The sequence below is a fragment of the Malonomonas rubra DSM 5091 genome, from assembly GCF_900142125.1.
Taxonomy (GTDB): Bacteria; Desulfobacterota; Desulfuromonadia; order Desulfuromonadales; family Geopsychrobacteraceae; genus Malonomonas; species Malonomonas rubra.
This window is the reverse complement of sequence record NZ_FQZT01000005.1, coordinates 59,873-74,568: the sequence shown is the minus strand read 5'-3', so window position 1 is coordinate 74,568 and position 14,696 is coordinate 59,873. Positions and strand designations below refer to the sequence as shown.

The following is a 14,696-nucleotide window of genomic DNA, read 5'->3' as shown; positions in this document are numbered from 1 at the left end:
GATTGACAGTCGGGCAAGTTCGAGTAACACTCTCAGCAGAGCCTTCTTCCCGGGAGCCAAACATGCCCGAAGAGAATACATTTTTCCTCGCGGTCAAAGATTACTGCCATCGTGACCTGATCACCTGTCATATCGAAGATCGAATTGTCGATGCAGCCATTGTCATGCGCGAGAAAAGTATTTCCAGCATCATCGCCTGTGACGACAAGGGTGAGCCGGTCGGCATCATGACCGACCGTGACCTGCGCATCAAAGTCGTTGCCGGTCGAGTTGATCCGGAAAAATCGGTGGTGCGGGAAGTCATGACCTCGCCGGTCCTCTCGGTCAAAGAAGAAGACACCCTGTTTGAAGTGCTCTACCAGATGTCGCGCCACCGGATTCATCGCCTCGGCGTGGTGGATGAAAAAAATCGGCTGATCGGCATCATCAATGAATCTGACATCATCCGCCTGCAGAACCGTTCCCCCCAGAAGCTGCTGCGCTCCATCGATGAAGCGGAGGATATCCCCGCACTGAAAGAGATCCACGACCACATGAAAGAGCTGATCGCTTTTCTGCGTGGCAACGGTGTCTCCACCCGTGACTTGGTGCGCCTGATTTCGCTTTTGAACGACCAGATGGCGTTGCGTCTTATTGAAATCCTGCAGAACTCGCAATTCCCGGATTTGCCGGAAAAATGTGCCTACCTGGTGCTTGGCAGTGAAGGGCGGCGCGAGCAGACGCTGAAAACCGATCAGGACAACGCCATCATCTACGCCGATGACTTGTCAGCGACCGATATTGCCAAGCTGAAAAACTTTTCTCAGGTTCTGATCGACTCGCTGATCGAGATTGGTGTGCCGGAATGCCCGGGCGGCATCATGGCAAAAAACGAGTTCTGGCGTCGCAACATCAGCGACTGGAAAGATGCTATCGACGGCTGGATCGCGACACCGAGTGGCGAGAATATTCTGAATTTCAGCATGTTCTCTGACATGCGCACTCTCTGGGGTGACACTTCACTTGAGCAGGAGCTGCGTAAGCATGTCATCCAGCGTGCCAGTGAAAACGGCATCTTCCTCGCCCACATGGCAGCCAATGTCTGTCTTTTCCCACCTCCTCTAGGGCTTTTCGGTCGTATAAAGCCGGAAAAAAGTGGCCCACACGTCGGCAAAATCGATCTGAAAAAGAGCGGGATTTTTGCTATCACCGAAGGTGTCAAGACGCTGGCACTGGAGGCCGGGATCCTGGAAGGGAGTACAACTGAAAAACTTCAGGTGCTGCTGAAACAAGAGGTGCTGAACGCGAAACAGGTTGGGGACCTGGAAGCCGCCTTCAACCTGCTGACGTTCTTCCGGCTGCGCAGCCAGATTGCCTCGGCCGCCTCTGGACGCGACCCCGATAATTACCTGGCTCCCTCCTCCCTCAATCGGGTCGAGCGTGGCCGCCTGAAAGTGGCGCTGGAAGTGGTGCAGTCCTTCCAGGGATCGCTGAGTTCACACTTCCAGTTGCAGATGCTGCGGCGTTAAGCTTTTTTCTGCAGCAGGATGAACTCATAGCCATACCACTCACCGAAGCGGTCGTACATATCGGCCTCCTCCTCGGTCATGCTGAAGACCTTTTCCGCTGTTTCATTGCCGGCCAGTTCCTGTCGCATCAATGCAATCCGTTCCCGCAGTGGCCGGTAATAACCCTCGGTCCAGGCTTCGGGCGATAAAGTAAAATGATCGATCAGTTGATAGCCGGCCGCTTCGGCCTGCGCCAGACGCTCCTTCGTGTCGGTCATATTCGGGTTGTTCTCCCCCCAGTAGTCGGCAATCTCCTGCGGCGGATCTTCCTGCAGCCAGACCATGTCGGTCAGCACGATATAGCCTCCCGGCTTGAGCAAAGGTTTCCACTGTCGCAAACCTTCACTGAAACCGATGATATAAATCGCCCCTTCAGACCAGATCAGGTCGAAGCTCTGCGCGGCAAAGGGCAATTCGAACATCGAAACGCACTGCGGGAAAATATCGGCCTTTAATAGGCGGGATTTTGCTTCGGCAGCCAGGCGATCGATAAACGGCTGATAATTATCGATGGCGACTATCTCACCGCCCAGTTGTCCCGCCAGCGCCAAGGTCTGTGCACCGTTACCGCAGCCAATATCGAGTACCCGCGGCTGCTTCGGCAGCTGGGGTAATGACTTCAGTGCCTTGAGGGTTTCTTCATCACTGCTCGGAGCGCAACGCTCCAGCTGTTCGTACAAGCGGTAAAAATATTCCATTTCCATGCAACTCTCCGGTGCCGGTAAAGGATTGAGTATGATTCCATTTCGTCACGGTGCTGGTGATTTTGGCCAAAACTTTATATGCAGCCTGCTAAGATGGCATCGAGCCAAACAGAAATTTTACGAAAATTTGTGCTAGAATCAAATCGATTCGCCGCTCATTCATGAAACGAAAGATTAAGGACCATGGACTCTTTACAAAAACAATTCGCTGATTTTTTCAAACGGGAGTCGACTGGTGGCATTCTGCTGATCATCTCGGCTCTGGCTGCCATCATTCTCGCCAACTCACCATTAGAACATTACTACAACCTGCTTATCAGCACCCCGGTTCAAGTTCGCGTTGGTGCCCTGGATATTGCAAAACCCCTGCTGCTCTGGGTCAACGATGGCATGATGGCCATCTTCTTTCTGCTGGTGGGGCTGGAGCTTAAACGGGAGGTTCTCCGCGGCGAACTTTCACAGCTGAGCAACATGGTTTTGCCCGGACTTGGAGCTGTCGGCGGCATGCTGGTTCCGGCTCTTTTCTACCTGATCTTCAACTGGCAGGACCCTGCCGCCCGCCAGGGCTGGGCGGTTCCTGCGGCAACCGATATCGCCTTCGCTCTCGGCGTACTTTCACTGCTCGGCTCCCGCGTCCCGACCAGCGTCAAAGTTTTCCTGACCTCGCTGGCGATCTTCGATGACATCGGAGCAATCCTGATTATCGCCCTGTTTTACACCTCCAACATTTCCCTCGGGATGCTGATTGTTGCCGGCCTCTGCCTGGTCGGCCTGTTCTTTATCAATCGTTTCGGTGTCCAGTTCCGTTCCCCCTACTTTATGCTCGGCCTGATCATGTGGATTGCGCTGCTTAAGTCGGGGGTACATGCGACCCTGGCAGGCGTGTTACTGGCGCTGTTCATCCCAATCCGCGAGAACCCTGAAAGCGGCGTTTCACTGCTCTACGAACTGGAGCACGAACTTCACGGGCTGGTGGCATATGCCATCCTGCCCCTTTTTGCTTTCGCCAACTCCGGGATTAATCTCCGTGGCATCGGTTTCGACTTTCTGCTGCACGGGGTTCCGGTCGGCATCGCGGTCGGCCTGTTCCTCGGCAAGCAGCTCGGCATCTTTGCCTTCTGCTGGGCCGGCATCAAGCTCGGCCTGACCCGTCTGCCTAACGGAATGAACCAGTCGACCCTTTACGGCACCGCCATTCTCTGCGGTATCGGCTTCACCATGAGCCTGTTTATTGGCTCCCTCGCATTTGAGGAAACTGGCACCAACCAGCTGTTCGACGAACGGCTCGGGATTATCATCGGTTCATTACTTTCAGGCGTGGTCGGTTTTCTGGTCCTGAAAAAAAGCCTGCCGAAAGAATAGCTTGTGATGCTTAAGATCCTCTGGCTGACCATTTTTTCTGCGACCTTCATCTGGTCAGCCATTGCGCCGAAAGATTATCCGACCTGGTTTCTGGAAGTACTGCCGGCGCTGATCGGTATCGTTATCTTGGCGCTGAGCCGCAAAAAGTTTCCGCTGACCCCTCTGTGCTACTTTCTGATTCTGCTTCACTGCGTCATCCTGATGGTCGGTGGCCATTACACGTACGCCGAGGTTCCGCTGTTTGACTGGATTCGAGACAGCTTCGAGCTGCAACGCAACAATTACGACAAGGTCGGCCACTTTGCTCAAGGCTTTGTCCCGGCCATCATCGCGCGGGAAATTGTGATTCGAAAACGGGTGATCACTGCCGCCGGATGGAGAAATTTTTTCATCTGCTGCTTCTGCCTTGCATTCAGCGCCTTTTACGAACTGATCGAATGGTGGGTCGCGGTGCTCAGCGGCACCGGCGCCGAAGCCTTTCTTGGCACCCAGGGATATATCTGGGATACCCAATCCGATATGCTGCTGGCCCTCATCGGCGCGATCGCGGCCCTTCTCTTCCTGGCAAAAGCCCATGATCGGCAGTTGCAAAAACTGTAAAAAGTATACGGCAAGAGAATAAATTTCGGCTTGGCCTTTTACCTTATCAGGGCTATTAATAACTGCGATTCTTTTTCTCTAAAGGCTTGCAGATGACAGAATTGCTTCCCCTGTTTGTTAACATCTTTCTGAAAATTTTCATCATTCTGACACCGTTCTTCGTTCTTTCGGCCTTTCTTTCGCTGACCAAAGATGAAAGCCAGAGTGACCGGCAAAAAATTGCCCGCAAAGTCACCCTGGCGGTTGTGGTGATCTGTTTTACTCTGTTTCTTTTCGGCAGTTACATTTTCAGCCTGTTCGGCATCACGCTGGATGCTTTTCGCATCGGTGCCGGGGCGATTCTTTTCCTTTCTGCTGTATCGATGATTCAGGGTAAAGCGGCGGTTTCAGCGCAAGCCGGTAAAGAAGATATTGCCGTCGTGCCGCTGGCGATTCCGATCACTGTCGGGCCCGGGACCATCGGCGCCCTGCTGGTCATGGGAGCCAACTACAACAACCTGACAGAAAAGGTCATTGCCAGTGCAGCTCTGCTCTGTGCCGTGCTGGCGGTCGGCGGCCTGCTGTTTGTCGCTGGTCGACTGGAGAAGATCATCGGTCAGCAGGGTTTGACCATTCTGACCAAATTGACCGGCCTGTTCGTTTCTGCCCTGGCAGCACAAATCTTCTTCACTGGGCTGAAAAACTTCCTCAGCCTTTGATATTGATAATCGGTTTAACCCGATGCAACACCTTGACTAAATCTTTTTGCAGGCGCATGACCTGCTCAATATCCTTGTAAGCAAAGGGCGCTTCATCGAGGGTGTGGCGATCGACTTTGGCGACGATGCCATACATGCTGTCAACAAACTGCTTCAGCTTGATGCTTCGTTTCGCCGCTTTTCGGCCCATCACCCGGCCGGCCCCGTGGGAACTTGACCAGAGAGCTTCCTTGTTGCCCTTGCCTTCGACGATGAACGAACCGTCGCGCATGTTGCCGGGGATCACCCCCTGCATGCCGGCTTCGGCGTGAGTGGCGCCTTTGCGGTGGATCAGCAGGCCGTCCTTTTCATCAGCGTGATTGTGGTTGCGGTTGATCAAACGCTCCCAATCGGCCTCTCCATCGCACGTATGCTGGATTTCCCGTACCACCCGGCCGATCATCTCGAAACGGTTGGCCAGCGCAAATTCGAGACAGAAGGCCAGATCTTTCAGGTAATCGCGGCCTTCCTTGCTGCGGGTGGAAAAGCCGAAATGCCCCTCGCGTGCCTTTCCTCCCGCAGCCAGTTTCATGTAGTGGGTCGCCACCGAATGACCGATATTGCGCGAGCCGGAATGGATAATAATCCAGACCTGTTCACTCTCATCAGCGCCGATCTCGATAAAATGATTTCCACTGCCGAGAGAGCCAAGCTGCTTCAATCCATTTTTCTGGAAGATTGCATCAAGCGCTCCGGTCTTCGGCAGCCGTTGATAATCCCACTGTGAATCCGTTTTATTGTGACTAAACCCGACCGGAATTGCACGATAGATGCGATTAAAGACAGTTTCTGCGTGTTATTCGATCTCGTTTTTGGCAAAGGAGGTCGGCACAGCGCACATGCCGCAGCCGATATCGTAGCCAACCCAGGACGGCAGCACGAAGCTGTCAGTCGCCACCACGGCACCGATCGGTAGCGAGTAGCCAGTATGGGCATCCGGCATCAGCGCGCCGCGGACAACAAAATCCTGTCGCATGGCAGAGTAAAATTGCTCCAGCGCGGAATTCTCGATATCTTTAGCAAATATCTTGTAAGGTTTCATTTCACCACCAGTTATGAACGGATAAGGAATGTCAGCAACCAGCTCTCCCTACCAGATCAGCAACGTCCGCCTGTTCATTATTTTCCGGGTGCTGTTCAATTGCCGCTTCTATTACCCGATCTTCTCTATCCTGTTCCTCGATTTCGGCCTGACACTGTCCCAGTTTGCCATACTCAATGCCGTCTGGGCAGCAACAATCGTGCTTTGCGAAGTGCCCTCCGGTGCGCTGGCTGATACCATCGGGCGGCGCAACCTGCTGGTGTTTGCCGGCAGCTTGATGGTGATCGAAATCGGTCTCTGGTCTTTCGTCCCAGCCGACAACCTGACCCTGCTGTTCTGGGTATTCGTGCTGAACCGGATTCTCAGCGGCATGGCCGAGGCAGCGGCCAGTGGCGCCGATGAAGCGCTTGCTTACGACAGCATGAAGGCGGCCGGACTGGCCAAACACTGGCCACATGTGCTGGAACGACAGGGGCAGTTTCAGGCAGCCGGCTTCGTCATCGCCATGACCCTGGGTGGCGTCCTGTACGATCCGGCTCTGCTGGAGAAGATTGCAGGAACACTCGGCAGCAGTTTAGAGTTCAGCCGCGACAGCACCTTACGGCTCCCGATCTATCTGACCCTGGCAACGGCCATCTGCACCCTGCTGACAACCCTGAAAATGCGTGAAGTGCAAATAGACGAAGGCGTTGCCGCAACAGAAAAGTCGACCACCGGCGCGGCCTTCCGTTTGGTCTGGCAGGCAGGCTGCTGGATTTTCCGCACCCCCTTTGTGCTCGGCCTGATCCTGTTCGGCCTGCTCTACGACAGTGTCGTACGGATGCTGCTGACCATGGCTAGCCAGTACTACCGCATCATCGGAATTCCAGAGGGGATGCTCGGCATTCTCGGCTCAGCTCTGTCGCTGTTCGGTTTCGTCATGCCAGGTCTCGCCCGTCGTTTGAGTGAGAAACATACCCCGCTGACCAACCTGCTGTTCACTGCAGCGCTGATCTTTCTTGGCCTGATCGGCATGTGTTTCGTCTGGCCTTGGGTCGGTATTGTCCCGGCTCTGCTCCTGTTCAGCAGTATGTTTCTGATCGGCTTTTTTCTCAGTCACTACCTCAACGAGGCAACCAGCTCCGAGCAGCGGGCAACTGTCCTCAGTTTCAAAGGACTGTTCCTTAATCTGGGATACGGCCTGATCGGTTTCTTTTATGCGCTGCTTCTTGCCAACCTGCGTGGCTCCTTGAGTGACCAACTGCCGCAACTGGGTGAAGAAGGAATCAAAAACCTGGTCTTCGTCGAATCGCTGCCCTGGTTCTCCGGCTATTTCGCCTGCTGCCTTTTTGCGCTGCTGCTCTTCTTCACGCGAAGTATGCGCCGCAAACAAAGCGATTCTCAGTGAGTTGATCAATCTGCTATGCTTGCCGCCATGAATTTACAGCGCCTCCTCCCCTGTTTACTGCTCCTGCTGCTCTGCTCCTGCTCGTCGAAATCACCGCAGCAGGCAAGCGGCCCAACGCAGACAGAGAACGACCCGATCGTCAGTATTCTGCAAGAAGCCCCCCCTTTGGTTAAAGAACCTGCGGAGCAATTGAAAAAAATGGGCTTTTCGGTACAGGTTGGCGCATTCGGTCAGCTGGATAACGCCGTGCGGCTGGAAGCAAAGCTGAAAGAGCAGGGGGTTGATGCCTATTATTTCCTGCATGAAGAGGGGTTGTATAAGGTCCGTTTCGGCAATCACAATGAATACGCCGCCGCTCGTAATGAGGCTGAACGACTGCAGGCGATGGACATTATCGACCGCTTCTTTATCGTCATCCCGGAGAACTACACGGCCGCCCAGATCGCCAGAAGCGGCAAGGGCAACCTGCGCCACGAACTTGTGAAAACCGCGCAACGCTTTCTTGGTGTGCCTTACCGCTGGGGTGGTGAGGATCGTAAAAACGGTTTCGACTGTAGCGGCTTGACGATGGTCAGCTACCGGCTCAACGGCCTTGATCTGCCACGAAACTCGCGCATGCAGTTCAAAGCCGGAAAACCGGTTGCCAAGCAAAAACTACAAAAAGGCGACCTGGTGTTCTTTGCTACCAAAGGCGGAACGCGGGTCACTCATGTCGGCATGTACGCCGGCAACAACCAGTTTATTCATGCACCACGCACCGGTAAAACGGTCCGCTTTGCCAGCCTGGGCAGCCGCTACTGGAAGCGCGCCTATGTCGGTGGCAGGAGCTACCTCTAGGCTCGAACTGCGGCCCTTTATTTTTCCATAAGAAACAGGGCCCCTTGATCAGTGAAGCTCAAGGGGCCCTGCAGTCAGTTGCTGGCTGGCGCTCTGCTCAGTCTTTCTGGATACCGCCATGCCGGATGATCTCGCCATCGACCTGGTAAACAACGTCCTCGGCAATATTGGTTGCCAAATCCCCCATCCGCTCGAGGTAGCGGGAGATCGACAGGTAGTAGACCAGGCCATCGATAAAGGTCGGGTCGTGCTTGATCGCGTCCTTGACTTTGTCGAAGTTCCCTTTGTGCATCTCGTCGACCTCTTCGTCCAGTTCGATGCATCTGCGTGCCAGCACGGTATCTTTTTCCACCAACGCGTCGAGAGCCATCTTCAGCATCTTCTCGACCTTTTCAGCCATGGCCGCGATATCGTAGGGGCTATCAATCTTGATGGCACCACTTAAATCGAGAGCACGCTCCGCAATATTTACGGCAAAATCAGCGACCCGCTCCAGGTCGTTGTTGATTTTCAGGATCGATACGATAAAGCGCAGATCGGTCGCCACCGGCTGGTGCAGGGCCAGCACCTTGAGGCATTCCTCCTCCAGTTCGATCTCCATGTTATCGATTTGCGCGTCCCCCCGCTTAACCTTATCGGCCAGCACCCGGTCACCGGTCAGCAGCGCCTGAACGGCCTGCTTGACCCGCCCCTCGACTTCGGCGCTCAAAGCCAGAAGCTGCTTCTTCAGAACATCCAGTTCCTGCTGCATTAAAACTGCCATTTGCATTTATCCTTTCTTAGCCAAAACGGCCAGTGATGTAATCTTCCGTCTGCTTGTTCTGCGGCTTGACGAACAGCTGGTCGGTCAGACCGTACTCAATCAGGTTACCCTCGAACAGGAACGCAGTATTGTCGGACACCCGCGCCGCCTGCTGCATGTTGTGGGTGACGATGATGATGGTGAAATTCTCGCGCAGCTCGCCGATCAGTTCCTCAACCCGAGCCGTTGACTTGGGGTCGAGGGCGGAGCAGGGCTCGTCCATCAGAATGACCTTCGGGTTAACTGCAATCGCCCGGGCGATACAGAGACGCTGCATCTGGCCACCGGACAGTCCCAATGCACTATCATGCAATCGGTCCTTAACCTCATCCCAGAGGGCGGCACCCTTCAAACTGGTCTCGACCCGCTCGTCGAGCAGGCTTTTCTCGTTTTCACCAGCGATGCGCAGACCGTAAATAACGTTCTCATAGATCGACTTGGGGAAGGGGTTCGACTTCTGAAACACCATGCCGACCTTGCGCCGCAGCTCAATGATGTCGGTGCTCTTGTCGTAAATATTCTCGCCCTCGAGGATGACTTCGCCCTCAACCCGGCTGATGTCGATCAGGTCGTTCATCCGGTTAAAGCAGCGCAACAGTGTTGACTTGCCACAGCCGGAAGGACCGATCAAGGCGGTGACCTGCTTTTCCGGAAAATCGAGGTCGATGCCATGCAGGGCACGGGAGTCGCCGTAGAAAAAACGCAGGTCTTTCACCGAAAGAACCGGATTATCAATCTTCAATCCACTCATTTTTTATCTCTATCTCCTAGAAAGTACCGAAAGTGTAGCGCTTTTTCATCTTGTTGCGCAAACGGATCGCCACGCTGCTCATGGTCAGCACGATCAGCACCAGCAGTAAGGTGGTGACAAAAACCATCGGCTTGGCCGCCTCGACGTTCGGCGACTGGAAACCGATGTCGTAGATGTGGAAACCGAGGTGCATGAACTTGCGGTCGAGATGGAAAAACGGAAAGTTGCCGTCAATCGGAAGCGCCGGCGCCAGCTTGACCACGCCGGTGATCATCAGCGGTGCAACCTCGCCGGCGGCACGTGCCATCGCCAGGATCAGACCGGTCATGATGCCGGGCGACGCCATCGGCAACAGCACCCGGTAGAGGGTCTGGAACTTGGTCGCGCCAAGGGCGTAGGACCCTTCGCGCATCTCGCGCGGGATGGCGCCCAGGGCTTCCTCGGTGGCGACGATAACCACCGGCACGGTCAACAGCGCCAATGTCAGGCTGGCCCAGAGCAGGCCGCCGGTGCCGAAGGTCGGGGTTGGCAGTCGCTCGGGGAAGAAAATGCTGTCGATGGTGTGACCGATACCGTAGATAAAAAAGCCGAGACCGAAGATACCGTAGACGATCGAGGGGATACCGGCCAGGTTGTTGACGGCAATCCGCACCACCCGCACCAGCGGCCCTTCCTTGGCGTACTCGCGCAGGTAGATGGCAGCGATAACGCCAAGCGGAAAGGAGAACAGGCTCATGACGAAGATCAGCATGACGGTACCGAAGATCGCCGGGAACAGGCCCCCCTCGGTGTTCGACTCGCGCGGCTCGCCAACGAACAACTCAACCAGTTTGAAAAAGTAGAAGGTAATTTTATCGCTGGTTCCCATGATGTTGGGCGAGTAAGCCTGGAAGATATCGACCAGAGCGATCTCTTTTTCCTGTCCGGCGGCATCGACAAAGATCGCTTTCGCTTTGCGGGCGTCGGCCAGGCGGCGGGTCTGCAGTTCGATCAGCCCGGCGAACTCTTTATCCAGCTCGGCCTTCTCCAGGTTCAGCTGCACCTGTTTGGGCGAATCGGCCGGCACCTGGTTGTAATCAAGCTTGAGCTGCTCAAGCCGCATCTGTTCCATGCGATAGCTCGCATCATTCAACTTGTCTTCAAGCTCTGACAAATGGTCCAGGGCGATGGTGGCCCGATCCAGTTCGGTCAGCAGGTTAGCCAGGTTTGCGGTCGGAGAATCTGTGCGGCCGGTATTGATCGCTTTAATCCGGCCATAGAAATCACCATGCTCGATCCGCTCCAGGACGATCAGTTCATCCGGGTAGACCGACTCCTCGATCTTCGCTTCGTCGATCCAGCGAAAATCAAGCCCGTACAGATCGCGGTTGGCAATCTTGTACTGCCGGCGAAGACCTGTTTTTTCGTAGTTTTCCTCTGTCTTGATCAACTGGCCGAAGATTTTGCCACCGTCTTTCAGGTGCACTTCCTCGATATTTGATGGCCAGAAAACACCGAGGCCATTGACCATGATGACGATCAGCAGGGTGATGGCGGAGAGCAGAGTCAGCGACAAGGCCGCTCCCGACAGCCAGACCATCGGCTCACCGATACGCCAGTATTTGTTCATCTCTTTGGATGCTTTTTTCATATCTCTGCACTACCTCTAGAAGCGGCCATATTTCGCACGCAATCGTTGACGGACGATCTCAGCGACGGTGTTGACGACAAAAGTCATGACAAAAAGGATGACCGCCGAAAGGAACAAGGTCCGATAAAGCGAACCGTCTACCGGTGCTTCGGGGATCTCGACAGCGATGTTGGCCGAGAGCGGCCGCATGCCGTTGAAGATACTCAGGTCCATGATTGCCGTGTTACCGGTTGCCATCAGCACGATCATGGTTTCACCGACAGCGCGGCCGAAACCGATCATGGTGCCGGCAAAGATACCGGGCGACGCTGATGGCAGAATGACCCGCCAGACCGTCTGCCAGCGGCTGGCACCCAGCGCCAGAGACGCCGCTTTGAGACTGTTCGGGACATTCGACAGTGAATCCTCGGCGATGGTGAAGATAATTGGGATGACGGCAAAGCCCATGGCGAAAGCGATGATGATACAGTTTCGCGGATCGTAGCGGGTGTCCATCTCGGTAAACAGCCACTGCTTCAGATCGCCGGCGAACAGCCAGTTCTCCAGCCCGGGGCCGAGCACGGCGGCAAAAGCGACGGCCATGATCGCAATCGGAGCGATGGCGAGAAATTCAAACCCGCGCTCGACCCGCTTGAGCGGTTCAACCTTTCGCGCGGCCTGCCAGATTGCAATGCTGATCATCAGCGCGGCAGGAACCATAATCAGGCTGAGGAACATCGAGCCGAGAGAGCGCTCGATCAGCGGGGCCAGCCAGAGCGCGGCGAGGAAACCGATGATAACGGTCGGTATCGCCGCCATGACCTCGACCGCCGGTTTGATCAACTCGCGTAATCGCGGCCGGGCAAACTGGCTGGTGTAAATCGCGCCGAGAATCGCCAGCGGCACTGCGAACAGCATGGCGTAGAAGGTACCCTTCAGGGTACCGAAGATCAGCGGCGTCAGGCTCAGCTTCGGCTCATAGTCGTCGGTCGCCGCCGACGACTGCCAGGCGTAGGTCGGCTCGTCGTAACCTTCGTACCAGACCTTGCCGAACAGGGTGCCGAAGCTGATTTCCGGGTGAGGGATATCAAGCTTCCAGCTGATCAGTCGACCATCTTTCGCCAGGCCGATCATGGCGTTACCACGTGTCGTCATGGCGTAGCTGGTCAAGCTGTCTTTTTCTCCCAGCGCCAACAGAAAACGCTCGCTGGTCATGTGGTCGAGGTGCAAGCCATCGTCACTGAAGCTGATAACGCTTTTATCATGCGGTGACGGGGAAAGCGCCTGAACCGGCCCGCTGTGCTGCGACAAATCGTGAATGCGGGTCAGAACGCGGGTGCCGGAATCGTTGCGAACCGGAAACCAGGTTGTCACTTGCCCGGTAACATCGCCAACAGCGAGAGAAACATCACCAAACACCAACCCGAGCGAACTGATCGCCCGCTGGTCGGCGAAGCCCTGCAAGGTCTCCAGCAGGACCGGCTCCTCGGCATCGGACAAATCCCAACGACACAGCTCCCCTTGGTCTGAACCGGCATAGAGCATGCGCCCGTTGTTGCTCAGCTCGAGGGCAGAAATTTTCCCTTTAAAATGAACTTCCAGCAGATGTTCCGCTTCGGTCACTTCCTCGTTGCCGAGAAAGTCTTCCGTGACTTCAAGCAGCTGCAGTTGCAACCGGTTATCCGCAAAAAGATCGACCCGGACCTTGCGGCCCTCATCATCTGCGCGCGCCAGTGACTGCTGCGGCAAAACAGGCGGTGCCGGGAACTCGGCAAGCCGATCGACCTGATGCAGGATGCTGCGTTTATTGTCATTCGCTTCATCGAAGAAGGGCCTGAAAACAACCTGCTCGATGGTGAGGGAGCCATCTTCCCACAGCAGGGAGTGGTTCAAACGCCCATAGCTGTCGACGTCGATCAGCTTCTTTCTCCCCGCTTCGCGGGCCAGCTGACTGCGATCGAGTTCGGAGCCGTCGACGATGTTGAAGAAATGAATTTCCCCGTCCTCATCGATGGTGTAACCCGTCTCCATGTACTCGTCCATCCCCACGGCCATCATTTTTTCGGCGTTCTCTATCCGGTTGCTGGCATGCAGTTCGGCATCGGGAGACAAAAACAGCGGCAGAGAAACTTCTGCAATCAGGATCAGGATGAAGATAACGCTGAAGATAATCGCCATACCGCCTAGCGTGATCACCCAGTAAGCGATGCGGTCGTTGCGTTTTATTTTTTTGCGGAACGCTGGGTTCATATTTTTTCTCTTCCAGACATGCAAACAGGCTCTGCCCCATACAACCGGGGCAGAGCCTTTTCATTTATCAGGCTGTGGAGCAGCTATCAGTCAAGCTTTGCCAGTTCTTTTTTGACCAGGTCAGCGGTCAGCGGCAGGTAACCGTCCTTGATAACGATTTCCTGGCCCTCTTTCGACAGGGCGAACTTCAGGAACTCCTTGACCAGAGTCGGCAGCGGCTTGTTCGGCTCTTTGACGACGTTGATGTAGAGCATACGACCGAGCGGGTATTTTCCGTTCATAACGTTGGCATAAGTCGGCTCGTACTGGGTATCACCCTTTTTCTTACCGAGAGAGATTGCTTTAACACCGGAGGTCTTGTAACCGATACCGGAGTAACCGATGCCAGCCTTGTCTTCGGTTACTCCGAGGACAACCGAAGCACTGCCCGGCTGCTCTTTGACGCTGTCCTTGTAGTCGCCTTTGAACAGGGCCTTGCTCTTGAAGTAGCCATAGGTGCCGGACGCGGAGTTACGGCCGTAGAGGCTGATCGGCTTGTTCGCCCACTCACCCGACAGGCCGAGCTGGCCCCAGGTGGTAACATCCGCCATGCCGCCTTTGTGAGTCTTGGAGAAGATTGCATCAACTTCTTCCAGGGAGAGGCCGTTGACCGGATTGTCCTTATTGATAAAAACAGCCAGAGAGTCGAGAGCAACACCGATGGTGGTGGGCTTGAAACCGTACTTGGCTTCAAACTTCTGGGACTCTTTGGATTTCATCTTGCGGGACATGGGACCGAGCTGGCTGGTGCCTTCGATCAGCGCTGGAGGAGCAGTCGAGGACCCCTTACCTTCGATCTGAACATTGACGTTCGGGTACTGCTTACGGAAACCTTCAGCCCAGAAGGTCATCATGTTGTTCAGGGTGTCGGAACCGACACTGTTGAGGTTGCCGGCAACGCCTTGAACCTTGACATAATCAGAAATATTGACATCGACCTTGAGCGGGCTTGCCATTGCGGTGGTAGCAACAACCAGAGCCAGCAGTGTCAGGCTCAGACATTTGAGTGCAGTTTTCATCTTGGTAGTT

The 14,696-nt window shown here is 55.1% G+C and carries 14 protein-coding genes; 6 read left to right on the top strand and 8 right to left on the bottom strand.

Going from position 1 to position 14,696, the window contains the following annotated elements; genetic code table 11:
• Positions 1–62: 62 nt before the first annotated feature.
• Positions 63–1,508: a putative nucleotidyltransferase substrate binding domain-containing protein gene (locus tag BUB13_RS08465; protein WP_072907864.1), complete on the top strand. Its 1,446-nt coding sequence runs from the start codon at positions 63–65 to the stop codon at positions 1,506–1,508.
• Here BUB13_RS08465 and BUB13_RS08460 read toward each other — a convergent pair.
• Positions 1,505–2,251, bottom strand: coding sequence for a class I SAM-dependent methyltransferase (locus BUB13_RS08460; RefSeq protein WP_072907862.1), 747 nt, complete (start codon positions 2,249–2,251; stop codon positions 1,505–1,507). The two genes, BUB13_RS08465 and BUB13_RS08460, sit on opposite strands and share 4 nt — an antisense overlap.
• Before the next feature lie 183 nt (positions 2,252–2,434).
• Here BUB13_RS08460 and nhaA point away from each other — a divergent pair, with 183 nt between their 5' ends.
• The 3 genes from nhaA (at position 2,435) to BUB13_RS08445 (ending at position 4,911) form a co-directional block, all read left to right on the top strand.
• Positions 2,435–3,613 (top strand): Na+/H+ antiporter NhaA, encoded by a 1,179-nt coding sequence (gene nhaA / locus BUB13_RS08455; protein WP_072907860.1) that lies wholly within the window; start codon positions 2,435–2,437, stop codon positions 3,611–3,613.
• 6 nt (positions 3,614–3,619) lie between these two features.
• Positions 3,620–4,213 carry a DUF2238 domain-containing protein gene (locus tag BUB13_RS08450; protein WP_072907857.1) on the top strand — a complete coding sequence of 198 codons (594 nt, stop codon included), beginning with the start codon at positions 3,620–3,622 and terminating at the stop codon, positions 4,211–4,213.
• A gap of 92 nt (positions 4,214–4,305) precedes the next feature.
• Complete coding sequence (locus BUB13_RS08445) at positions 4,306–4,911, top strand: MarC family protein (RefSeq protein ID WP_072907855.1); 606 nt, start codon at positions 4,306–4,308, stop codon at positions 4,909–4,911.
• On the opposite strand, the gene BUB13_RS08440 is transcribed toward BUB13_RS08445, so the two are convergent.
• A complete protein-coding gene (locus tag BUB13_RS08440; RefSeq protein WP_208610144.1) occupies positions 4,901–5,611 on the bottom strand; it encodes an RtcB family protein in 711 nt (236 codons plus the stop codon). The genes BUB13_RS08445 and BUB13_RS08440 overlap by 11 nt on opposite strands.
• Positions 5,612–5,746: 135 nt before the next feature.
• On the bottom strand, positions 5,747–5,992 hold the full coding sequence (locus BUB13_RS19135) for an RtcB family protein (RefSeq protein ID WP_208610143.1): 246 nt from the start codon (positions 5,990–5,992) through the stop codon (positions 5,747–5,749).
• 28 nt (positions 5,993–6,020) lie between these two features.
• On the opposite strand from BUB13_RS19135, the gene BUB13_RS08435 reads away from it, so the two are divergent.
• A complete protein-coding gene (locus BUB13_RS08435) occupies positions 6,021–7,379 on the top strand; it encodes an MFS transporter (RefSeq protein WP_072907853.1) in 1,359 nt (452 codons plus the stop codon).
• A gap of 27 nt (positions 7,380–7,406) precedes the next feature.
• Positions 7,407–8,216 carry a C40 family peptidase gene (locus tag BUB13_RS08430; protein ID WP_244151855.1) on the top strand — a complete coding sequence of 270 codons (810 nt, stop codon included), beginning with the start codon at positions 7,407–7,409 and terminating at the stop codon, positions 8,214–8,216.
• Between the two features lie 97 nt (positions 8,217–8,313).
• On the opposite strand, the gene phoU is transcribed toward BUB13_RS08430, so the two are convergent.
• The 5 genes from phoU to BUB13_RS08405 all read right to left on the bottom strand — a co-directional run bounded on the left by phoU (position 8,314) and on the right by BUB13_RS08405 (position 14,686).
• Positions 8,314–8,979 carry a phosphate signaling complex protein PhoU gene (phoU, locus tag BUB13_RS08425; RefSeq protein WP_072907850.1) on the bottom strand — a complete coding sequence of 222 codons (666 nt, stop codon included), beginning with the start codon at positions 8,977–8,979 and terminating at the stop codon, positions 8,314–8,316.
• 16 nt (positions 8,980–8,995) lie between these two features.
• Positions 8,996–9,769, bottom strand: a complete 774-nt coding sequence (pstB, locus tag BUB13_RS08420; RefSeq protein WP_072907848.1) for a phosphate ABC transporter ATP-binding protein PstB — start codon at positions 9,767–9,769, stop codon at positions 8,996–8,998.
• 16 nt (positions 9,770–9,785) lie between these two features.
• Entirely contained in the window at positions 9,786–11,399 is a 1,614-nt protein-coding gene (pstA, locus tag BUB13_RS08415; RefSeq protein ID WP_072907846.1) for a phosphate ABC transporter permease PstA, read from the bottom strand.
• A gap of 15 nt (positions 11,400–11,414) precedes the next feature.
• The gene (locus tag BUB13_RS08410; protein ID WP_072907844.1) at positions 11,415–13,628 is read right to left on the bottom strand and encodes an ABC transporter permease subunit; all 2,214 of its coding nucleotides are present in this window, start codon (positions 13,626–13,628) and stop codon (positions 11,415–11,417) included.
• A gap of 86 nt (positions 13,629–13,714) precedes the next feature.
• Complete coding sequence (locus BUB13_RS08405) at positions 13,715–14,686, bottom strand: PstS family phosphate ABC transporter substrate-binding protein (protein WP_072907842.1); 972 nt, start codon at positions 14,684–14,686, stop codon at positions 13,715–13,717.
• Between the last annotated feature and the right edge of the window lie 10 nt (positions 14,687–14,696).